This window comes from Mycobacterium sp. JS623, assembly GCF_000328565.1.
Taxonomy (GTDB): domain Bacteria; phylum Actinomycetota; class Actinomycetes; order Mycobacteriales; family Mycobacteriaceae; genus Mycobacterium.
This window is the reverse complement of sequence record NC_019966.1, coordinates 4,359,350-4,381,696: the sequence shown is the minus strand read 5'-3', so window position 1 is coordinate 4,381,696 and position 22,347 is coordinate 4,359,350. Positions and strand designations below refer to the sequence as shown.

General features: G+C 66.0%; 14 protein-coding genes and 1 pseudogene. 7 read left to right on the top strand and 8 right to left on the bottom strand.

Features of this window, described 5'->3' with window-relative positions:
- Positions 1 to 2: 2 nt before the first annotated feature.
- On the bottom strand, positions 3 to 425 hold the full coding sequence (locus MYCSM_RS21340; RefSeq protein WP_041314638.1) for a PPOX class F420-dependent oxidoreductase: 423 nt from the start codon (positions 423 to 425) through the stop codon (positions 3 to 5).
- Positions 426 to 576: 151 nt separating this feature from the next.
- Positions 577 to 1,158 (bottom strand): AfsR/SARP family transcriptional regulator, encoded by a 582-nt coding sequence (locus MYCSM_RS21335; protein ID WP_015308245.1) that lies wholly within the window; start codon positions 1,156 to 1,158, stop codon positions 577 to 579.
- A 153-nt stretch (positions 1,159 to 1,311) separates the two neighbouring features.
- Between MYCSM_RS21335 and MYCSM_RS21330 the strand changes: the two genes are divergently transcribed.
- A complete protein-coding gene (locus tag MYCSM_RS21330) occupies positions 1,312 to 2,574 on the top strand; it encodes a low temperature requirement protein A (RefSeq protein ID WP_015308244.1) in 1,263 nt (420 codons plus the stop codon).
- A gap of 140 nt (positions 2,575 to 2,714) precedes the next feature.
- Positions 2,715 to 3,134 (top strand): ChaB family protein, encoded by a 420-nt coding sequence (locus MYCSM_RS21325; protein ID WP_015308243.1) that lies wholly within the window; start codon positions 2,715 to 2,717, stop codon positions 3,132 to 3,134.
- Positions 3,135 to 3,137: 3 nt separating this feature from the next.
- On the opposite strand, the gene MYCSM_RS21320 is transcribed toward MYCSM_RS21325, so the two are convergent.
- The gene (locus tag MYCSM_RS21320; RefSeq protein ID WP_015308242.1) at positions 3,138 to 4,409 is read right to left on the bottom strand and encodes an MFS transporter; all 1,272 of its coding nucleotides are present in this window, start codon (positions 4,407 to 4,409) and stop codon (positions 3,138 to 3,140) included.
- 317 nt (positions 4,410 to 4,726) lie between these two features.
- Here MYCSM_RS21320 and MYCSM_RS21315 point away from each other — a divergent pair, with 317 nt between their 5' ends.
- Positions 4,727 to 5,521, top strand: coding sequence for a MerR family transcriptional regulator (locus MYCSM_RS21315; protein ID WP_335337496.1), 795 nt, complete (start codon positions 4,727 to 4,729; stop codon positions 5,519 to 5,521).
- 3 nt (positions 5,522 to 5,524) lie between these two features.
- Here the strand turns inward: MYCSM_RS21315 and MYCSM_RS21310 are convergent, their stop codons facing one another.
- The 4 genes from MYCSM_RS21310 to MYCSM_RS21295 are packed head-to-tail and all read right to left on the bottom strand — an operon-like array spanning position 5,525 to position 9,469.
- Entirely contained in the window at positions 5,525 to 6,325 is an 801-nt protein-coding gene (locus MYCSM_RS21310; protein ID WP_015308240.1) for an ABC transporter permease, read from the bottom strand.
- Positions 6,325 to 7,206: an ABC transporter permease gene (locus MYCSM_RS21305; protein WP_015308239.1), complete on the bottom strand. Its 882-nt coding sequence runs from the start codon at positions 7,204 to 7,206 to the stop codon at positions 6,325 to 6,327. Before MYCSM_RS21305 ends, MYCSM_RS21310 begins: the two co-directional genes overlap by 1 nt.
- Positions 7,185 to 8,384: an ABC transporter substrate-binding protein gene (locus MYCSM_RS21300; RefSeq protein WP_015308238.1), complete on the bottom strand. Its 1,200-nt coding sequence runs from the start codon at positions 8,382 to 8,384 to the stop codon at positions 7,185 to 7,187. The genes MYCSM_RS21305 and MYCSM_RS21300 overlap by 22 nt, the downstream gene beginning before the upstream one ends.
- Before the next feature lie 2 nt (positions 8,385 to 8,386).
- On the bottom strand, positions 8,387 to 9,469 hold the full coding sequence (locus MYCSM_RS21295; protein WP_015308237.1) for an ABC transporter ATP-binding protein: 1,083 nt from the start codon (positions 9,467 to 9,469) through the stop codon (positions 8,387 to 8,389).
- Positions 9,470 to 9,748: 279 nt separating this feature from the next.
- Between MYCSM_RS21295 and MYCSM_RS21290 the strand changes: the two genes are divergently transcribed.
- From MYCSM_RS21290 to MYCSM_RS21275, 4 genes are all read left to right on the top strand, one after another.
- Complete coding sequence (locus MYCSM_RS21290) at positions 9,749 to 10,483, top strand: DUF1906 domain-containing protein (RefSeq protein ID WP_015308236.1); 735 nt, start codon at positions 9,749 to 9,751, stop codon at positions 10,481 to 10,483.
- Between the two features lie 521 nt (positions 10,484 to 11,004).
- Positions 11,005 to 20,253, top strand: coding sequence for a type I polyketide synthase (locus MYCSM_RS21285; protein WP_015308235.1), 9,249 nt, complete (start codon positions 11,005 to 11,007; stop codon positions 20,251 to 20,253).
- Positions 20,254 to 20,263: 10 nt separating this feature from the next.
- The gene (gene acpS, locus MYCSM_RS21280) at positions 20,264 to 20,656 is read left to right on the top strand and encodes a holo-ACP synthase AcpS (RefSeq protein WP_015308234.1); all 393 of its coding nucleotides are present in this window, start codon (positions 20,264 to 20,266) and stop codon (positions 20,654 to 20,656) included.
- A gap of 101 nt (positions 20,657 to 20,757) precedes the next feature.
- Positions 20,758 to 22,104, top strand: coding sequence for a dipeptidase (locus tag MYCSM_RS21275; RefSeq protein WP_015308233.1), 1,347 nt, complete (start codon positions 20,758 to 20,760; stop codon positions 22,102 to 22,104).
- On the opposite strand, the pseudogene MYCSM_RS36130 reads toward MYCSM_RS21275, so the two are convergent.
- Positions 22,081 to 22,206: pseudogene (locus MYCSM_RS36130) on the bottom strand (peroxiredoxin); the annotation flags it as partial. The gene MYCSM_RS21275 and the pseudogene MYCSM_RS36130 overlap by 24 nt on opposite strands.
- Between the last annotated feature and the right edge of the window lie 141 nt (positions 22,207 to 22,347).

Here is a 22,347-nt window from a genome sequence, read left to right as displayed (position 1 = left end):
AATCACTCTGCCACGTTGAAGGCCTTGAGCACCTTGGTCGGCTTGATGCGCACCACGAGTTCACCGGGAACGGCGTTGCGCCTTCCATACTCCTCGGCCCGCTCGGCACCCATGTAGCGCCCGCCGGTGCGCGTTGCAATGTCGAGAACGTCCTGCGGGTCCTCGCCGACCGCGGCGATGCCCTGGACTTGGACGAACGAGTACGGCGGCCGCGAGTCGTCGACGCACATCACCACGCGCGGATCGCGCGCTAGCGCACGGCCTTTCGCGGTGTCCTTGCCGGTGTTGAAGGCCAGTTCGCCGTTGTCGACGACAAACCAAACGGGGGCGACGAGAGGACGGCCGTCGGAGGCGAGATATCCGAGCAATCCAGTGCGAGTACCTTCGGACAGGAATGCGACAACATCATCGGAGAGGTTTTCCACCGCCACCACGGTAGCCGCAGCACGGCGTGCGTCGACGGTCAATCCTCAGCGTGACGCTGGTAGTCCCAGTGCTCCAGCCGCGTCTGCAGGTCGTACAGTCCCAGTGCGGCAAGCGGTGTGCCCACGGAGATGCAGATCAGCAGTAGCGCGTTCATGGTTCTCTCGAGTCGTCCTTGGTCTTCCTGACGCTATGAAGCGTATGAAGTGAACGCATGGAACCGCACGCGTAGGTGGATACCTGTTTTTCGGAGCCGCGGCCCAACGTGTCGCGTGCTTGCTTGCGCATCGCGCGGTAGCGCTGGCGCTCGGCTGTGGCCCAGGGTTCGGACCAGCCGTCGAGAAGTTCCCCCGCGCGAAGCAGCGGAAGTAGGCCGGAGACGAATTGCGGGTCGACGGGCCCGTCGTGCTCGAGTAGTTGCTCGATCTGGTCAGCCGCGTCGAACCAGTCCACTGACACACCGGAGGCCAGGGCGAGGTACTGCGGATCGACCTCGAGAAGCGGATCGGCGCCCGCAGGCCGCAGCCGCCACATGGTGGAGCGCAGGCTAGCGATGGCACGCCGCGTCTGGGCATGCGGCCACAGCATCGCGCAGACCCACAGCCGGTGCACGGGCCGCCGCTTCAGCGCGACGAGTGCGACCAGGCGCTGGCATGCCGGAGGCAGGTCGACGGGCTGATCACCTCGGTAAACGGCGAATTGACCTAGCAGCTTCAGCGAGAATTCTTCCGACACATAGTGATGGTCGATCCGGGCTCTGCAGAAGGCATGCGTAGTTGACTACCTGTTTTTGCCGCCCAGTTCGCGTTCCGCCTTGCCCGCTCGCGCCATCACCAACTTCTTCGCACCTGCCATGGGGTGAAATGTAGCTGTGAAAGGACTGAGGCAATGACCGAGGCCCAACCGCAGCGATCTGTCGGCGCGCATCGCATCCGCCCGATGACGGGCCGCGACCCACATGAGGAACACCGGGTTGCGACGCCGCTGGAGCTGCTGTTCGACCTGACATTCGTCGTGGCGTTCGGCATCGCCGCGAACGAGTTCGCGCATCTGCTGGCCGAGAACCACGTCGGCGCGGGGCTGCTGGGGTTTTCGTTCGCCGTCTTCGCGATCTGCTGGGCCTGGATCAACTTCGCCTGGCACGCTTCGGCCTACGACACCGACGACTGGGTCTACCGGCTGATGACCATGCTGCAGATGGTCGGTGTTGTCGTGCTGGCGCTTGGCCTGCCCGCGATGTTCGCGTCGATCGAACACGGCGGCCACGTCGACAACAGGGTCATGGTGGCCGGCTACGTGGTGATGCGAATTTCGTTGGTGGGGCAGTGGTTACGCGCTGCCAAGCAGGATCCCGGCCGCCGGTCGGCCTGCCTGACATACGCTGCGGCGGTCACGGTCGCGCAGGTCGGCTGGGCCGCGACGATGTTCTTGCACACCTCGGTGCCGGTGACGTTCGTTTTCGTGGTGGTGCTCATCGGGATCGAGTTGCTTGGTCCCGTCGTGGCAGAAACGCGGATGGGCGGCACGCCGTGGCACGCGCATCACATCACCGAGCGCTACAGCCTGCTGACGATCATCGCGCTCGGAGAGGGCGTGGTCGGCACGGTGGCGTCGGTGTCGGCGGCGGTCGGCGCGCAGGGTTGGTCGTACGACGCGGTTTTCGTCGCGGTGGCGGGTATTGGACTCACCTTCGGCATGTGGTGGACGTATTTCGTAGTTCCGCAGGCGGATCTGCTGCACGCCCACCCCGAGCGATCATTCGTCTTCGGCTACTTCCACATCCTGCCGTTCGGGGCCATCGTGGCGACCGGCGCCGGTCTGCATGCGGCCGCCTATTACATCGAGCACCTTTCCAAGCTCGGGTCTGTCGAAACAGTGCTGTCGGTGGGCGTGCCGGTTGGCGTCTACATCATCTCGATCTACGTGCTTTACGCGTGGTTGGTTCGGACCATTGACGCGTTCCACCTGCTGCTGATCGCGCTGACTGCGGCTGTGCTCGGGTTGGCGGTGTGGCTGGCCGCCGCCGGCATCTCGATGGCGAACTGCTTGCTGGTCGTCACGTTGGCGCCGATGGTGAGCGTGGTCGGTTACGAAACGCTGGGGCACCGGCACGCGGCGCAGTCCATCGCGAGGAGCCTGTCAGGCGTTTAGCGGTACCACCTTCGGGTAACGCCACCTATGCAGCCGTACGAGGTTGCGCACCGGGTGCGCGGGGCGTCAAGAAAGCGACACGCGCGCAGTTGATGCCGCCTCGGCGGTGCCATTTTTTCAGTTCTTGAGGGAGCACCACAATGCCGAAGACAACGAAGAGCGGGGCGGCCCGCAAGAGTGAACTGCCGAGCACCCTGCAGAAGTCGCCCGCGAAGGCGCAGCGCACTTTCGCCAAGGTGCACGACAATGCCGTGAAGGAGTACGGCGAAGGTGAGCGGGCGCACCGGGTCGCCTACGACGCGTTGAAGCACAGCTTCGAGAAGGTCGGCGACCACTGGGAACCCAAGTCGAAGAAGGGCCCTTCGGATTCCCGTGCACGCAGCGGCGGCCCCAATCCGAGCGGCAAGTCAGCTGAGGGTGTGGACGCCAACGCGTCGAAGAAGCATCTGGTGGAAGTCGCACGCAAGCTTGATATCTCGGGTCGCTCGAAGATGAGCAAGGGCGAACTGGTATCGGCGATCAAGAAGGCCAACAGGCGGGCGACCGCCCGCAATCGCTAGCCGTCATCTCGTCGCGGACGCGGCGTCCAGAGTCTCCAGCAGCACCGCTTCTTCTTCGATGCGCATCAGTCTGCGTGCCTTGCGGCGAGTGATCAGGATGCCGACCACCGCGAGGACCCAGATCGCGTACTGCACGGTCCATGCCAGCCGGAATGAGTGAAACGAGAAATCGCCCGCGGCATCGAGGATCAGGCCCATCGCCTGCATGACCAACAGCGACGCGACGAACCCACCCATGTTGACCATGCCTTGAGCCGTGCCAAGCGTCGCGCTCGGGTTGAACGTGCGCGCGAAGTCGAAGCCAACCATCGAGCCGGGGCCGCCGACCGAGATCACGACGATGAGCGCGACGAGCAGCCACAGCGGAGCGCGGCCCGGCAACGCCAGCACCACCGTCCACGCCAGGGCATTGGCGCCGATGATGCCGAGCACCATCCGCGACCGCCGATGCGGCAGTCGGCCCGTGAAGATTCCGATGACGACGCCGGCTGAAATGGCGGCGACGACCGAGATGGCCAGCAGGGCCCCTGCCGCACTCGTCGAAAGTCCTTGGGCCTCGGTCAGATACGGCACACCCCACATCAACGCAAACGCCGTGACCGAGAACTGCGTGCCCATGTGGGTGAAGAAGCCGAGCCGGGTGCCCGGCCGTAACCACACGGTCTTGACGCTCGCCAGGGTCTCCCGGATCGACGCGCTGTGTACCGGCGTGAGGGGACCGTTGGGTGTGTCCTTGACCAGGGCGAGCGTCAGGGCCATCGACAGCACGCCCACCGCCGCAACCGATACGTACGCGGTTGTCCAACCAGCGTCGGCAAGCAGCGCGAAAAATGGAACGGCCGAAAGCACTTGGCCCAGTTGGCCGCAGATGCCAGTCAACTGCGTCACCAGGGGTACCTGTTTGGCCGAGAACCAGTGCGGCACAAGCCGAAGCACGGAGATGAACGTCACCGCGTCGCCAAGGCCGAGCAACGCACGCGCCGCGACGGCCAGGGGGAGCGAATCGGTGAATGCGAGCACAAGCTGGCCCGTCGCCATCACCGCGGCGCCCGACAGGATCAGTGCCTTGGAACCGAATCGGTCGAGCAACAGCCCGGCAGGCACCTGGGCGGCCGCGTATACCACGACCTGCAGGACCACGAACGTCGACAGCACGCTCGGGCTGGCGTTGAAACGGTCGGCCGCCGCCAGCCCCGAAACGCCGAGGGTGGTCCGGTCGAGGACGGCGACGATGTAGGCCAGTAGTCCGGTGGCCCAGACGATCCAGGGACGCACACCGAACCTTTCTCAGCAGGAAACTTTGTCTCGGCCCTTAACAACGCCGCGTAGCTACATCATGTTCCAGCGGGTTGCGCTGACGCCAATTCATTACGCGTGAAATCACTCACCGGCGACTGTGGCGAGCCGGCCCGCTTGCAATGGGAAACGAGTTGGCTGAATTCGCACAGTCACGTCGGCTTCCGACCGAAGGCGAGATCATCGTCGCAGTTAAGCGCACGTACCTCGAAGACCTAGCAAATATTGCGGCCGTCGCTACGACTTCGCTCGCAAACAAGTTTCGGCGGCTACAGTGGTCCCCATGCGTTGCAGCCGTGCAAAGCCGAAACGCGCCCGAGGCCGGGTGCGTGGCGTTGGCTGAGTACCGACTGGACGATTTGGCGCGGATCTCCGGAGTCACGGCCCGCAATATTCGCGCCTACCGCGAGCGCGGGCTCCTTGACCCACCGCGGCGGGTCGGTCGATCGGCGTACTACGACGACTATCACCTGTCTCAGCTGAAGACAATCAACCAGCTGCTGCGCCGCGGGTTCAATTCCGCTCACATCGCTGAATTCTTCGCCAGCATGCGCGAAGGCGCCGATCTGGCCGACATCCTGGGCATACAGCAGGCCATGCTGGGTCCGCGGTCCGACGAGACTGTCGAGGAGACGAGGGCACCGGTGGGCCCCACTGCCGTGCGCATCGATCCCAACGGCGACGAGGCGAGCAAGCTGATCGCCTACGACATGGCCGAACTGGTCGACGGCGAGGTGGTGTTGGACGACGCGGTGCTGGCCGCCATCGTCGCACGCAGCGGGGATCCGATCATGTACCTGCGGGCGATTCTGCGGGTGTTCGAGTCGACCAGGGACTCCATCGACACCTTGGCCGCCGACTTCGTGCATGTGATCGAGGAGCTGTACTCGGCGCAGTTCGGGCCCAACCATGTTCCCCAGCCCGAGGAGATGGCAGAGCTGAGTCGGATCGTGCTGGATTACCGCGATCTGGGTAACCGCGTGATCGCCAACCACCTTGACGTCGCCATCCGGCAACAGATGGCCGCCGCTGTTTCGGACTTCACCGCGGACATTCTGTTCAGCGGGGACTGGGGCTCGAAGTCGACGTAATCGCTAGAACCTGGTGGTGGCCGGATCCCCGCCGAACCGCTGCGCGAGCCACACCGGGATGATCGCGACAACCGTCAGCGCCGCGGCGACCACATTGATCACCGGAGCTTGATTGGGGCGGAACAGGTTTCCGAAGATCCAGATTGGCAGCGTCTGGACCGTGGGGCCGGCGGTGAACGTGGTCACGACGATCTCGTCGAAGGACAGTGCGAACGCCAGGATGGCGCCGGCCACCAGCGCGCCGCGCATCATCGGAAACGTCACGTATCGGAACGTCTGCCACGGCGACGCGCCAAGGTCGGCGGACGCGTCATCAAGATTGGTGCCCAGGCGCCGCAACCGGGCCTGAGTGTTGTTGAAGACGACCACGATGCAGAACGTCGCGTGTCCGACGATCACGGTCGCGAGGCCTAGCGTCACGCCAAGCGCTGAGGTGAACGTCGCGTTGAGCGCGATGCCGGTGACAATGCCCGGCAACGTAATCGGCAACACCACCAGGAAACTGACCACGTTTCGGCCGAAGAATGCATAGCGCTGGACCGCGAATGCGGCCATCGTGCCGAGGACAAGAGCGATCGCGGTTGCTCCGAGCCCAACGACTAACGAATTGGCCAGTGACTTCCACATGCCACTGCTGTTGGCCGCGTCGACCCACCACCGCAACGTGAATCCGCTGGGCGGGAACGCGAATGTCCGGGAGGAGTTGAACGCGTTGATGACCACCAAAAGCAGTGGTGCGTAAAGAAATATCAGCACGAGCACCACCCATGCTCGTACGAGGCGGCGCGCACCCGTCGACAGCATCACACGTTCTCCAGCGCGCCGGTTCGGCGCATCGCCAGCAGGTAAGCGACGATCGCAACGAGCGGGATGATCGACAGCGCCGCCGCCAGCGGTTGATTGTTGGCCGTGACGAGTTGGCCGTAGATGATGTTGCCGAGCATCTGGGTCTTACCGCCGACGATCGTCACGGCGATGTAGTCACCCATCGACAGCGAGAACGTGAAGATCGAACCGGCCGCGATACCGGGAAACACCAGCGGCGCAACCACCATCCGCAGCGTCGAGGAGTCCGAGGCGCCCAGGTCCGAACTGGCGTCGATGAGCGAATCGGGTACGCGTTCGAATGCCGCGAACACCGGAATCACCATGTAGGGCAACCACAAATACGTCAGCGTGACGACCGTTGCCGCCAGGCCGTAGCCCGGACTGTACCCCGTCGACCACGCCATCGGACCCTCCGGCGAGAACAGCATCCGCCAGGCGTAGGCCTTGACCAGATAGCTCGCCCACAGCGGCGTGGTCACCGCCACCACCAAGGCCAGTCGCACCCGCGGGGACGCCACCTTGGCCATGTACAACGCCAACGGCACCGCGAGCACCGCACAGATGACCGTGACCGTCAGCGCGATCAGCAGGGTACGAACCGTCGCTGTGCGGAACACCTCCTCGGTCGCCACCCGCACGACGTTGTCGGTGGTGAACGTGTGCACCACCGCACCGGTGAACGTGTTGGTGGTCCAGAACGCCGAAACCAGCAGCACCGCAAGCGAACCCAGATAGGCGACGACCAGCCATGTCATCGGCGGCACGAGCAGGACGGCCAGGGTGCTCCGGCGTCCTAGGGACGCCGAAGCGATCGGTCGCTCCGTGGCGCGCTGGGTCAGCCCTTGATCTGTTGCCACTTGTCGACCCACTCGTTGTAGGCCGTGCAGTTGTCGCCGCTGCCGTCAACGCATTGCTTCTGCGGAGTCGTCCAGTAGCGGATCTCGGACGCGAACTTCTCATCCGTTGCGTGGTAGATGTCGCAGAAGTCCTTTTGGGAGGTGTGATCACACGCCTTCGTCTGCGCAGGCGCCTCACCGAAGTACTCGGCCACCTGAGCGTTGACCTCCGGCGACGAGATCCAATTCATCCACTTGTACATGCAATTCGGATGCGCGGCCTTCGATGAGACCATCCAGGTGTCCGACCATCCCGTGGCACCCTCCTTCGGCAACACGGTGTTGACCTGAACCTTGTTGTCGGTGCCGATGGTGTTGGCGATCACCTGCCAGGTGGTGCCGATCACCGAGGTTCCCGACTCGAACGCCTGCACCTCTTTGGTGTAGTCCGACCAATATTCGCCGACGTTCTCCCGCTGCTTCTTGAGCAAATCGACTGCGGCGTCAAGCTGTTCGGTCGTCAGGGAGTAGGGGTCCTTGATGCCGAGATCCGGCTTCGTCTTGGACAGGTACAGGGCGGCGTCGGCGATGTAGATGGGGGAGTCATAGGCCGTCACCTTGCCCTTGTACTTGCCCGCGTCGTCGAACACCGCGCCCCATGAGTTCGGCGCATCGCGCACCACGTCGATGTTGTACATCAGCAAGTTGGCGCCCCAGCCGTGCGGAATGCCATACATCTGGCCTTTCACCGAATTCCACGGCTTGTCTTTGAGGAACGACGAAATCGTCGCGTAGTTGGGTACCAGGTCGGTTTTCACCGGTGCCACATCACCGGCGTATATCAGCCGCAGCGTGGCATCCCCGGAAGCAGATACTCCGTCGTATTGGCCGCTACGCATCAGCTGCACCATCTCGTCGGACGTGTTGCCGATTTTCGCGTTGACCTTGCAGCCGGTCTGTTGCTCGAACGGCGTCACCCAGTCGACACTCTTGTCGTTGGAGCCGTTTTCGGCGTAGCCGGCCCATGCGATGAGGTTCAGCTGACCCTCGCCGTTGCCGACCGCCGACAGCGGTTCGAGCTTCGGCGGAGACTGACCGTTGCCGCCGGATTGCTCCGACTTCGAGCAGGCGGTGAACGACAGCACAAGGGCAGCGCAGGCGGCCAGCGCAAGACCGACTCGCACAGGTGTGGATCTCATGGCTACTCCTCGAATTTCAGTTGGTGGACGGCTTTTTCGGGCCAGGCCAGTGTGATCGGCGTTCCGTGGTGCAGGTCGGGCGGCAGCCATGTGCTGGCCGTGAGAATTGTCGCGATGATGGTGACTTCGGGCGCGGCGATCGCGGCGATGCGCGTCGTGGGGCCGGCGTAAATGACCTCCGACACGATGGCCTCGACCGTGCGCACCCCCGGCACCGGATCAGTGCCGGGCCGGAACACGCCGATGCGCTCGGGCCGGATGACGAACATTCCGCGCCGGCCCATCAGCGCCTCGGCGGCGGCGCCGTCGAGAACGTTGGAGGTGCCGACGAAATCGGCGACGAAGCGGTTGGCCGGGTTCTCGTAGACGTCGCGGGCCTTGCCGACCTGCTCGATGCGCCCGTCGTTGAAGACGGCCAGTCGGTCGCACAAGGTCAACGCCTCGTCCTGGTCGTGCGTGACGATCACGAACGTGATGCCCACCTCGCGCTGGATCGCCTTCAGTTCGATCTGCATCTGCTCGCGCAGCTTGAGATCCAGTGCGCCAAGCGGCTCGTCGAGCAGCAGCACCCTGGGCCGTCCGACCAACGCGCGGGCCAGCGCCACGCGTTGTCGCTGGCCACCCGAGAGCTGTGCCGGGCGGCGCGGCGCATGGTCGGTCAGGCGCACCATGTCGAGCGCGTCGGCCGTACGGCGCCTGCGTTCGGCCTTCTGCACGCCCTTGACCTTCAGCCCGTACTCGACGTTCTGCGCGACGGTCATGTGCGGGAACAGCGCGTATTCCTGGAAAACCGTGTTGACGTCGCGATGGCGCGCCGGCAACGCGGTCACCTCGGCGCCGCCGAGCTTGATCACCCCCGCGGTCGGCTGCTCGAAGCCAGCGATCATCCGCAGTACCGTCGTCTTGCCGGACCCCGAGGGGCCCAGGATCGCGAACAGTTCGCCGTCCGCGACCGTCAGGTCGGCACCCTCCACAGCGGTCACGTCGCCGAACACCTTGCGGAGACCGATCAGCTCGATCTGCGGATCGTCAACGGCTGCAGCTACATTCGCGTCCGGCTGCCAGCCGACCGTCCCCGAGGGCATGGCTCATCGTAGGAATTCCACGGTCGCGGCGCAGCTTGTCTGCGGATTTCGTGATCTTGACACCGATAAACCACTGGTTCCGTACGGGCGGGCAACCCTGCGGCGAGCAGTGACCGGGCGGCTGCGCCGCTCGCGGAAGCTGACAACCTGCGCCGAGCGTCGGATGTGCCCAGTTCGTGGCCTCTGCGTCGGGTCGCCGACGACGCGCGTGAATCTTGATGCAGATGTGACCAGTGGCGTTGCGGTGAAAATTGATGCGCCTGTCATATTCTGTGGCACGTGGCAATATCCCGGCGCGACGTGCTCAAATACGCCGCCGCCGCGCCTGCCGTGCTCGGACTCGGTGCCGGCCTGCAGGCGGCGTCATCGGCGCTGGCGCCTCCAAAGGCCGCCGCGGCGCCGCTCGGGATCCTGCTGGATTACGCGGCAGGCGTTATCAAAGCTCCTGATCTGCGGGCCTCCGGCGCGCTGGGCGCGATCCGGTACGTCTCTGATCGGCGGCCGGGCGGCGCCTGGATGCTGGGCAAGCCGATCCAACTGCCCGAGGCCCGCGACCTCTATCAGAACGGGCTGAAGATCGTGTCGTGCTATCAGTACGGCAAGCAGGACACTGCGGACTGGCTGGGCGGGCAGAACGCTGGGGTCGCACACGCCAAGCGCGGCTGGGCATTGCACGTCGCGGCAGGCGGCTCGTATGGCGCGCCCATCTATGCGTCGATTGACGACGATCCCAGCTACGACCAGTACAAGAGCCAGGTCGCGCCGTATCTGCGCGGCTGGGAGGCGGTGCTCGGCCATCAGCGCGTCGGGGTGTACGCCAACGCGAAGACCATCGACTGGGCACTGAAGGATGGGCTGGGTTCGTACTTCTGGCAGCACAACTGGGGCTCACCACAAGGGTTCGTGCATCCCGCGGCGCACCTGCATCAGATCGAGATCGACAAGCGCAATGTGGGCGGCATCGGGGTCGACATCAACCACATTCTGCAGCCGCGGTTCGGGCAGTGGGACTAAACCTTACTGATCAGTAAGTATAGCTAGCAAACTCTTTCCAGTAGCCAATGGCGTTGAGCAGACAAACCGTGCCGAGTTGTCGACTCTGCGGGGCTCAAAGCGGCGGCTGGGGCAAGTCGAAATTTTTACATAACGATTGCATAACAATGCTGCTTTGATCTGCACCGTTGTGCCTACTCGACCGTAACCACCTGCATGCAGGACGTTTGTCCCGCATGAGTTCAAGGCGTGTGGGGGCGCCTGTTATCGAATGCACGGTTACCCATGCGTAGAACTCGCCAGTAACCATTTGGGACGCGAAAATGGTGTCGTCTCTTATGACACTCTTAGTAGGGCTGGAGTGGCAGAACCGTCCATTGGACTCCTAGGAGACCCGGGCTGTCCGTGCGCCGGACGTGCGTGACCCAGCCGGGATTCGACGCCGAATCGACGGCCTGCGCAGGGGAGCGCAGCGCCGTAAGAGCCCAGACCGACAGCCGCAGACGATACGCGCGACACCGCAGCGAGGGAGATAAGACGACGTGACGATCAACGAACAGAGCAGGGTGACCACCAGCCGCGAAAACGACCCCTCGGAGGTTTTGGCAGGTACTCACGCCCTGGTCGATCGTTTGAACGCCGGAGAGCCGTATGCGGTCGCGTTCGGCGGCCAGGGCGGCTCCTGGTTAGAGAATCTGGAAGAGCTGGTCAGCTCCGCGGGCATCGAGTCCGAACTGAGTGAAGTGGTCGGTGAGGCCGCGCTGCTGCTGGAGCCGGTGGCCCGCGAATTAGTGGTGGTGCGGCCGATCGGTTTCGAGCCGCTGCATTGGGTCCGGGCGCTGGCCGCCGAGGAGCCGTTGCCCAGCAGCAAGCAGCTGACCACCGCCGCAATCTCCGGCCCCGGCATCCTACTGGCCCAGATGGCCGCAATCCGCGCGGTTGCGCGCCAGGGCCTGGACCTCTACATGACACCGCCTGTCGCGATGGCCGGTCACTCGCAGGGCGTCATGGCCGCCGAATCGCTGCGGGCGAAGGGCGCCAGAGACGCCGAACTGCTCGCGCTGCTGCAGCTCATCGGCGCCGCGGGATCGCTTGTCTCCAGGCGCCGCGGCATGGTAGGCCGTGGCGACAAGTCGCCGATGGTTTCGGTGACCAACGTCGACCCCGAACGCATCGCCGAACTGCTCGAAGAGTTTTCCACCGACGTGCGCACCGTGCTGCCGCCAGTGCTGTCGATCCGCAACGGCAGGCGCTCAGTCGTCATCACCGGGACCCCCGAACAGCTCGGACGTTTCGAGCTGTACTGCAGCAACATCACCGAGAAGGAACAGGCCGAGCGCAAGAACAAGGTCCGCGGCGGTGCGGTGTTCTCGCCGGTCTTCCACGGCGTGCAGGTTGAGGTCGGATTCCACACGCCACGGCTCGCCGACGGCGTCGAGATGGTCGAGCGCTGGGCCGAGAAGTGCGGCATCGATGCGGAACTGGCGCATGAGATGACGGAGTCGATCTTCGTGCGGCCGATCGATTGGGTTGGCGAGGTCGAGCGACTGCACGACGCCGGGGCGAAGTGGATCATCGACCTCGGCCCGAGCGACACGGTCACACGCTTGACCGCTCCGATCATCCGCGGGCTGGGTGTCGGCATCGTGCCGGCCGCAACCCGGGCGGGTCAACGCAATCTGTTCACCGTCGGCGGCGAGCCCGAGGTGCCGCCAGCGTGGTCGAGCTACAAGCCGACCACCGTCAAGCTGCCCGACGGCTCGGTCAAGCTATCGACCAAGTTCACCCGGCTGACCGGACGCTCGCCGATTCTGCTGGCAGGCATGACGCCGACGACCGTCGACGCGAAGATCGTCGCCGCTGCCGCCAATGCGGGCCACTGGGCCGAGTTGGCCGGTGGCGGTCAGGTCACCGAGGAGATCTTCGAGGGCCGCATCGCCGAGCTGACCCAGCTGCTGGAGCCGGGCCGCGCCGTGCAGTTCAACACCCTGTTCCTCGACCCGTATCTGTGGAAGCTGCAGGTCGGCGGAAAGCGGTTGGTGCAGCGGGCCCGCCAGTCGGGCGCCCCGATCGACGGCGTCGTCGTGTCCGCGGGCATTCCCGACCTCGAGGAAGCCGTCGACCTGATCGACGAGCTCAACACCGTCGGTATCCGCCACGTGGTCTTCAAGCCCGGCACCATCGACCAGATCAAGTCGGTCATCAACATCGCCGCCGAGGTGCCCGGCAAGGACGTCATAGTGCACATCGAGGGCGGCCGCGCCGGTGGCCACCACTCGTGGGAGGACCTTGACGACCTGTTGCTCGCCACGTATGCCGAGCTACGCAAGCTGTCTAACATCACCGTCTGCGTCGGCGGCGGCATCGGCACCCCGGAGCGGGCGGCCGAGTACCTGTCCGGCACGTGGGCCGAGGAGTACGGCTTCCCGGCGATGCCCGTCGACGGCATCCTGGTCGGCACCGCCGCGATGGCCACCCTGGAGGCCACCACCTCGCACGCGGTCAAGCAGATGCTGGTCGAGACCACCGGCACCGATCACTGGATCAGCGCCGGGAAGGCGACGGGCGGGATGGCGTCGTCGCGCAGCCAGCTTGGCGCGGACATCCACGAGATCGACAACACTGCGTCGCGCTGCGGCCGGTTGCTCGACGAGGTGGCCGGCGACGCGGAAGCCGTCGCGGCGCGCCGCGACGAGATCATCGCCGCGATGGCCAACACCTGCAAGCCGTACTTCGGCGACATCGGTGACATGACCTATGCGCAGTGGCTGCGGCGCTACGTCGAGCTCGCGATCGGCGACGACGACAGCACCGCCGACACCAAACTGCCCGGGACTCCGTGGCTGGCCGATACGTGGCGTGACCGGTTCGAGCAGATGCTCGAGCGCGCCGAGGCCCGCCTGCACCCGCAGGACTCGGGTCCGATCGAGACGCTCTTCAATGATGTTGCGCTGCTGGACGATCCGGAGCAGGCGATCGCTTTGTTGCTGACGCGCTACCCGGAAGCCGAAACCCTCCAGTTGCACCCGGCCGACGTGCCGTGGTTCGTCACGCTGTGCAAAATGCTTGGCAAGCCGGTCAACTTCGTGCCGGTCATCGACAAGGACGTTCGCCGGTGGTGGCGCAGCGACTCGCTGTGGCAGGCCCACGACGCCCGCTACACCGCCGATCAGGTCTGCATCATTCCCGGCACGCAGTCGGTGGCGGGCATCACCCGCGTCGACGAGCCGGTCGGCGAGCTGTTGGACCGCTTCGAGCAGGCCGCCATCGACGCCGCGCTGGCCACCAACGGACAACCCGTCGCGGTGGTCTCGCGCCGCCAGGCCCGCGCCGACGTCACCGGTCCGCTTGCGGTGGTGCTGGATTCGCCCGACGTCCGTTGGGCAGGCCGCACCTCGATCAACCCGGTGCACCGCATCGGCGCGCCCGATGAGTGGCAGGTCAACGAAAACCGCAGCGCCACACACCCATCCACAGGTGCGCGACTGGAGCTGGCCGATGGCACAGTGACGCTGGCCGTCCCGCTGTCCGATATCTGGATCAACATCCGCTTCACGTTGCCGTCCTGCACGGTCGACGGCGGCATGCCGGTCGTCACGGTCGAGGACGCCTCGACCGCGATGCGCTCCGTACTGGCGATCGCGGCCGGTGTCGACGGGCCCGAGGCCCTTCCGCCGGTGCACGACGGCACCGCCAAGGTCACCGTCGGCTGGGATCCCGAAGAGGTCGCCGACCACACCGGGGTGACCGCGACGTTCGGTGCGCCGCTGGCGCCCGGCCTGGCGCTGGTGCCAGACGCTCTTGTCGGCCACTGCTGGCCCGCGGTGTTCGCCGCCATCGGCTCGGCCGTCACCGATGACGGCTTCCCCGTCGTCGAGGGCCTGCTGAGCCTGGTGCATCTGGACCACGCCGCACACCTGCTGACGGCGATGCCGAAGACCAAGGCCGAATTGACCGTCACCGCAACGGTTTCCGCGGCCACCGACACCGAATACGGCCGGGTCATCCCGGTTTCGGTGAACATCGCCTCCGCGGACGGCACTGCGCTGGCCACGCTCGAGGAGCGCTTCGCGATCCGCGGACGCACGGGTGCGGCCGAGCTGTCCGATCCGCCGCGCGCAGGCGGTGCGATGACCGACAACGCGACCGACACTCCGCGTCGTCGCCGGCGTGACGTCAAGGTCGCTGCGCCGACCGACATGAGCGCGTTCGCAGTGGTCTCGGGCGATCACAACCCGATCCACACCGACCGCGCCGCCGCACTGCTGGCCGGGCTGAAATCGCCCATCGTGCACGGCATGTGGCTGTCGGCTGCTGCACAGCACGTCGTCGCCGCAACCGACGGCAAGCCCGCGCCGCCCGCCCGCGTGGTCGGCTGGACCTCGCGGTTCCTCGGCATGGTGCTGCCCGGCGACGAGATCGACTTCCGCGTCGATCGGGTCGGAATCGACCGTGGCGCAGAGATCATCGAAGTCGCGGCCCGCGTCGGCTCCGAACTGGTGATGTCGGCGACCGCGCAGTTGGAGGCGCCGAAGACCGTCTACGCGTTCCCAGGTCAGGGCATTCAGCACAAGGGCATGGGCATGGAGGTCCGCGCCCGGTCCAAGGCTGCCCGCAAGGTGTGGGACACCGCGGACAAGTTCACCCGCGACACGCTGGGCTTCTCCGTGCTGCACGTGGTGCGGGACAATCCGACCAGCCTGATCGCCAGCGGTGTGCACTACCACCACCCGGACGGTGTGCTGTTCCTGACGCAATTCACTCAGGTCGCAATGGCGACGGTGGCTGCCGCGCAGGTGGCCGAGATGCGTGAGCAGGGCGCGTTCGTTGAGGGTGCGATCGCCTGCGGCCACTCCGTCGGTGAGTACACCGCGCTGGCCTGCGTGTCCGGCGTGTACGAGCTGGAGGCGCTGCTGGAGGTCGTGTTCCACCGCGGCAGCAAGATGCATGACATCGTGCCGCGCGATCACCTCGGCCGGTCGAACTACCGGCTGGCCGCGATCCGGCCGTCGCAGATCGATCTCGACGACGCCGACGTCAAACAGTTCGTCGCCGATATCTCCGAGCGCACAGGTGAATTCCTGGAGATCGTGAACTTCAACCTGCGGGGCTCGCAGTACGCGATCGCGGGCACCGTGCGCGGCCTGGAAGCGCTCGAGGAAGAGGTCGAACGGCGACGCGAAATCTCCGGTGGGAAGCGCTCATTCATCCTCGTGCCGGGCATCGACGTGCCGTTCCACTCGTCGGTGCTGCGGGTCGGTGTCGCCGACTTCCGCCGGTCGTTGGAGCGCGTCATGCCGCGCGACAAGGACCCGAACCTGATCATCGGCAAGTACATCCCGAACCTGGTGCCGCGGCCGTTCACGCTGGACCGTGACTTCATCCAGGAGATCCGGGATCTGGTGCCCGCCGAGCCGCTCGACGAGATCCTCGCCGACTACGACACGTGGCGGAACGAGAAGCCGGCCGAGTTGTGCCGCAAGATCGTCATCGAGTTGCTCGCGTGGCAGTTCGCCAGCCCGGTGCGCTGGATCGAGACCCAAGACCTGCTGTTCATCGAGGAGGCCGCAGGCGGGCTCGGCATCGAGCGGTTCGTCGAGATCGGCGTGAAGTCGGCTCCGACGGTCGCCGGCCTGGCCACCAATACGCTGAAGCTGCCCGAGTATTCGCACAACACAACGGAAGTGCTGAACTCCGAGCGCGATGCGGCGGTGCTGTTCGCCACGGACACCGATCCGGAGCCCGAGGACGACGTTGAGGAGACTGCACCCGCGCCTGAGGCGGCTCCGGTCGAGGCCACCGCTCCGGCGGCGCCGGCGCAAGCGGAAGGCGGGCCCCACCCGTCTGTCGCGCCCACTGGCGCTCCGAGGCCCGACGACATCGGCTACGACGCGGCGGACGCCACCATGGCGTTGATCGCGTTGTCGGCCAAGATGCGCATCGATCAGATCGAACCGCTGGACTCCATCGAGTCGATCACCGACGGTGCGTCGTCGCGACGCAACCAGCTCCTGGTCGACCTTGGCTCCGAGCTGAACCTCGGCGCCATCGACGGTGCGGCCGAGGCCGACCTGGCCGGGCTGAAAGGACAGGTCGCCAAGCTGGCCCGTACCTACAAGCCGTTCGGCCCAGTGCTTTCCGATGCGATCAACGATCAGCTGCGTACGGTGCTCGGCCCGTCCGGCAAGCGTCCGGCCTACATCGGCGAGCGGGTCAAGAAGACCTGGGAGCTCGGCGACGGCTGGGTCAAGCATGTGACGGTCGAGGTGGCGCTGGGCACCCGCGAGGGCTCCAGTGTCCGCGGCGGTGAGCTCGGCGGTCTGCACGATGGTGCGCTCGCCGATGCCGCGACCGTCGACAAGGTCATCGACGCCGCTGTGGTGGCAGTCGGTGCACGCCAAGGTGTTCCGGTGTCGTTGCCATCGGCTGCCGGTGGTGCCGGTGGTGGCGTGGTCGATTCCGCCGCGCTCGGCGAGTTCGCCGAACAGGTCACCGGCCGCAACGGCGTGCTGGCCTCGGCGGCCCGCCTGATCCTCGGCCAGCTGGGCCTTGACACGCCGGTCCCGGTTCCCGAGGCCACCGATGCCGAGCTCATCGACCTGGTCACCGCCGAACTCGGTTCGGACTGGCCACGTTTGGTGGCTCCGACGTTCGACGGCCGCAAGGCAGTGCTGTTCGACGACCGCTGGGCTAGCGCGCGCGAGGACCTGGCCAAGATCTGGGTGCTCGACGAGAGCGAGATCGACGCCGACTGGCAGCGCATTTCGACACGGTTCGAGGGCGCAGGCAATGTCGTTGGCACGCAAGCCACTTGGTGGCAGGGCAAGGCACTGGCCGCGGGCCGCAACATCCACGCCTCGCTGTATGGGCGTGCCGCGGCCGGCGCCGAGAACCCGGGCAAGGGTCGCTACACCGACGAGGTCGCTGTCGTCACGGGCGCGTCGAAGGGATCCATCGCCGCATCGGTGGTGTCTCAGTTGCTCGACGGTGGCGCGACGGTGATCGCGACGACGTCCAAGCTCGACGACGACCGGTTGGCGTTCTACCGCAACCTGTATCGCGACAACGCGCGCTTCGACGCGAAGCTGTGGGTGGTGCCGGCGAACATGGCGTCGTACACCGACATCGACAAGCTTGTCGAGTGGGTCGGCACCGAGCAGACCGAAAGCCTTGGGCCACAGTCCATTCACCTCAAGGACGCGCAGACCCCGACGCTGCTGTTCCCGTTCGCGGCGCCGCGGGTGGCCGGCGATCTGTCCGACGCCGGGTCGCGCGCCGAGATGGAGATGAAGGTTCTGCTGTGGGCCGTGCAGCGGCTGATCGGCGGGCTGTCGCACATCGGTGCCGAGCGTGACATCGCTGCACGCCTGCACGTCGTTCTGCCTGGTTCGCCGAACCGCGGCTTGTTCGGTGGTGACGGGGCGTACGGCGAAGCGAAGTCGGCACTGGACGCGGTGGTATCGCGGTGGAAGGCCGAGTCGTCGTGGGCGCAGCGAGTTTCGTTGGCGCACGCGCTGATCGGCTGGACCAAGGGCACCGGGCTGATGGGCCACAACGACGTGATCGTCGATGCGGTTGAGGAAGCCGGCGTGACGACGTACACGACGGACGAGATGGCGAGCATGCTGCTCGGCCTGTGCGACATCGAGTCCAAGGTGGCTGCCGCGCGTGAGCCGCTGCAGGTCGACCTGACCGGCGGGCTGGCAGAGGTCGACCTCGATCTCTCGGAGCTGGCCAACAAGGCCCGCGAAGAAATGCTGGGCGAGGCCGCCGTAGAGGAAACGGACGACGAGGGCACCATCCGTGCGCTGCCGTCGCCCCCGCGTGGCTACCAGCCCGCGCCCGCGCCTGCGTGGGACGACCTCGACGTCGACTCGGCCGATCTGGTCGTGATCGTCGGCGGCGCCGAACTCGGCCCCTACGGCTCGTCGCGGACCCGCTTCGAGATGGAGGTCGACAACGAGTTGTCGGCGGCCGGCGTGCTCGAACTGGCGTGGACCACTGGCCTGGTCAAGTGGGAAGACGACCCGACGCCGGGCTGGTACGACACGCAGACCGGCGATCTGGTCGACGAGGGCGAGCTGGTGGAGCGCTACCACGATGCCGTCGTCGAGCGGGTCGGCATTCGCGAGTTCGTCGACGACGGCGCGATCGACCCCGATCACGCTGCGCCGCTGCTGGTTTCGGTGTTCCTCGAGAAGGACTTCACGTTCGTGGTGTCGTCTGAGCAAGAGGCGCGTGAGTTCGTCCAGTTCGATCCGGAGCACACCGTCATCGCGCCGGTGCCGGACAGCGGCGATTGGCAGGTCACCCGCAAGGCGGGCACCGAGATTCGGGTGCCGCGCAAGACGAAGCTGTCTCGCACGGTCGGCGCGCAGATCCCCACCGGGTTCAACCCGATGGTGTACGGCGTCAGCCAGGAGATGATGAACTCGATCGACCGGCTGGCGATCTGGAACCTCGTCACCACTGTCGACGCGTTCCTGTCCGCCGGGTTCACCCCCGCCGAGCTGATGCGCTGGGTGCACCCCAGCCTGGTGGCCTGCACGCAGGGGACCGGCATGGGCGGCATGACCTCGATGCAGACGATGTACCACGGCAACCTGCTCGGCCGGAACAAGCCGAACGACATCCTTCAGGAAGTCCTGCCGAATGTCGTGGCAGGACACGTGGTTCAGTCCTATATCGGCAGCTACGGCTCGATGATCCATCCGGTCGGCGCATGTGCGACCGCGGCGATCTCGGTCGAAGAGGGCGTCGACAAGATCAGGCTGGGTAAGGCCGAGTTCGTGGTGGCCGGTGGTTACGACGACCTGACGCTCGAAGCGATCATCGGCTTCGGTGACATGGCGGCCACTGCCGACACCGAGATGATGCGCGCGAAGGGCATCAGCGACTCGAAGTTCTCCCGCGCCAACGACCGTCGCCGGCTCGGGTTCGTCGAGGGCCAGGGCGGTGGAACCATCCTGCTTGCCCGCGGGGACCTCGCGTTCAAGATGGGTCTTCCGGTGTTGGCGGTGGTCGGATACGTCTCGTCGTTCGGCGACGGTGTGCACACCTCGATCCCGGCTCCGGGGCTTGGCGCGTTGAGCGCTGGTCGTGGCGGCAGGGAATCGCAGCTGGCGCGTGCGCTGGCCAAGCTCGGCGTCGGACCTGACGACATCGCGGTGGTGTCCAAGCACGACACCTCCACGTTGGCCAACGATCCGAACGAGACGGAGCTGCACGAGCGCCTCGCCGACGCGATGGGTCGCTCACCGGGTGCACCGCTGTTCGTGGTTTCGCAGAAGAGCCTGACCGGCCACTCGAAGGGTGGCGCCGCGGCGTTCCAGATGATGGGGCTGTGCCAGATCCTGCGTGACGGCGTGATTCCGCCGAACCGCAGCCTGGACTGCGTCGACGACGAGCTGGCCCACGCCGCACACCTGGTGTGGTTGCGCGACACCCTGCGACTGGGGGAGAAGTTCCCGCTCAAGGCGGGCCTGATCACCAGCCTCGGGTTCGGTCACGTGTCCGGTCTGGTCGCGTTGGTACATCCGCAGGCGTTCATCGCCGCGCTCGATCCCGAGCAGCGCAAGGACTACCAGCAGCGGTTCGAGGCCCGGGTGCTGGCCGGTCAGCACCGGCTGGCGTCGGCGATCGCCGGTGGCCCTGCGCTGTACGAGAAGCCTGCCGATCGCCGGTTCAGCCACGAGGCGCCGGAGAAGCGGCAGGAGGCCGAGATGCTTTTGGATCCTGCGTCGCGGCTGGGCGACGGCGACGTGTATGTGCGCCCCAGCGGTGTGCGCTAGCGTTCCTCCCATGGCGGTAGTCGGGGTGGGGATCGATCTGGTCTCCATTCCCGACTTCGCCGAGCAGGTCGATCAGCCCGGCACGGTGTTCGCCGAAACGTTCACACCCGGCGAGCGCCGCGATGCCGCGGACAAGAGTTCGTCTGCGGCGCGGCATCTGGCCGCGCGGTGGGCCGCCAAAGAGGCGGTCATCAAGGCGTGGTCGGGTTCGCGGTTCTCCAAGCGGCCTATGCTGCCGGAGGGTATCCACCGCGACATCGAAGTGATCACCGACATGTGGGGCCGGCCGAAGGTGCGGCTGACCGGTGCCATCGCCGAGCACTTGAAGGACGTCACGATCCATCTGTCGCTGACGCATGAGGCCGATACCGCGGCCGCGGTGGCCATCCTCGAGGAGCGCTAAATCTCCTCCGCCGAGCAGACGCAAACTGCTCCTTTTTCTCGGCGTGTCGGGACACTTTGCGTCTGCTCGCGCAGAAAGGGTGACCCGCTAGCCTCAGTGATATGAGCGATCTCGTGGAGCGCGTGCGTGAGGTGCTGCCGTCGGTGCGGCGCGACCTGGAAGACCTGGTACGCATCGAATCGGTGTGGGCCGATCCGACCCGCAGGCCGGAAGTGCAGCGAAGCGCCGACGCAGTGGCAAATCTGTTGTCGGAGGCCGGGTTCGGCGACGTGCAGATTGTCAGCGAAGGCGGCGCGCCCGCCGTCATCGCCCGCCACCCGGCCCCGCCCGGGGCGCCGACCGTGCTGCTATACGCCCATCACGACGTGCAACCAGAAGGTGATCCCGGCCAATGGCAGTCGCCACCATTCGAACCGACCGAGCGCGACGGCCGACTGTACGGCCGCGGCGTTGCCGACGACAAGGCAGGCATCGCAACGCATTTGGCGGCTTTCCGCGCCCACGGCGGCAAGCCGCCCGTCGGCGTGACGGTGTTCGTCGAGGGCGAGGAGGAGTCGGGTTCACCGTCGCTGTCCCGGCTACTCGAGGCACACCGCGACGTGTTGGCGTCCGACGTGATCGTCATCGCCGATTCCGACAACTGGAGCACCGAAGTGCCCTCCTTGACGGTGTCGCTGCGCGGCCTGGCCGACTGCATCGTAGAGGTCGCGACACTCGACCATGGACTGCACTCGGGGCTCTGGGGCGGTGTGGCGCCCGATGCGGTGAGCGCGCTGGTGCGGCTGCTCGCCAGCTTGCACGACGACGACGGCAACGTCGCGGTCGCGGGGTTGTACGAAGGGGCGGCTGCCGACGTCGACATCTCACCGGAGCGGGTGCGTGAAGAAGCAGGCCTGCTCGACGGCGTTAGAGAGATCGGTGACGGCACAGTGCCACAACGACTTTGGGCCAAACCGGCGATCACGGTCATCGGCATCGACACCACATCGATCGACAAGTCGTCGAACACGTTGATTCCGCGGGCGCGGGCGAAGGTCAGCATGCGGGTCGCCCCGGGCGGCAACGCCAAAGAGCACTTGCAAGCACTGACCCGTCACCTCGAACAACACGCGCCGTGGGGTGCGCAGGTGAGCGTCACCCCGGGCGACCTCGGCCAGCCCTATGCCATCGACGCCAGCGGGCCGGTCTACGACGCCGCGCGGTCCGCGTTCCGCCAGGCGTGGGGCAACGAGCCCGTCGACACCGGAGTGGGTGGGTCGATCCCGTTCATCGCCGAATTCGCCGACGCGTTCCCGTCGGCCAAGATCTTGGTCACCGGTGTGGAAGACCCGCAGACACAAGCGCACAGCATCAACGAGAGCCTGCACCTTGGCGTGCTGGAACGCGCGGCCACCGCAGAAGCGCTGCTGCTGGCCAACCTCGGCTCAAACGGACAGGTCGCGCCGTAGCTTGGCGACGTGACCCGTCGCGCGCACGTTGTACGACGCCTCGGCGATCTTGCCCTTGTCGTCGACGACGAACGTCGAGCGGATTACGCCGCTGTGCTGTTTACGAACATGTACATATGCCAGCAGCAACAACAGCACTTACCTGCGGCAATCCAATGACTCGAGGGGCACAAGCACAAGCCGGCGATCGACAGCCGGTGCACGGGTGTCTCCAGCTTCGTTAAGGAGGGGGCTCGTGACGAA

Bases quoted from the DNA above. Each gene is read 5' to 3' on its own strand.
- MYCSM_RS21330 (WP_015308244.1), top strand. From the start codon at position 1,312: ATGACCGAGGCCCAACCGCAGCGATCTGTCGGCGCGCATCGCATCCGC.
- MYCSM_RS21325 (WP_015308243.1), top strand. From the start codon at position 2,715: ATGCCGAAGACAACGAAGAGCGGGGCGGCCCGCAAGAGTGAACTGCCG.
- MYCSM_RS21310 (WP_015308240.1), bottom strand. From the start codon at position 6,325: ATGCTGTCGACGGGTGCGCGCCGCCTCGTACGAGCATGGGTGGTGCTC.
- MYCSM_RS21300 (WP_015308238.1), bottom strand. From the start codon at position 8,384: ATGAGATCCACACCTGTGCGAGTCGGTCTTGCGCTGGCCGCCTGCGCT.
- MYCSM_RS21295 (WP_015308237.1), bottom strand. From the start codon at position 9,469: ATGCCCTCGGGGACGGTCGGCTGGCAGCCGGACGCGAATGTAGCTGCA.
- acpS (WP_015308234.1), top strand. From the start codon at position 20,264: ATGGCGGTAGTCGGGGTGGGGATCGATCTGGTCTCCATTCCCGACTTC.
- MYCSM_RS21275 (WP_015308233.1), top strand. From the start codon at position 20,758: ATGAGCGATCTCGTGGAGCGCGTGCGTGAGGTGCTGCCGTCGGTGCGG.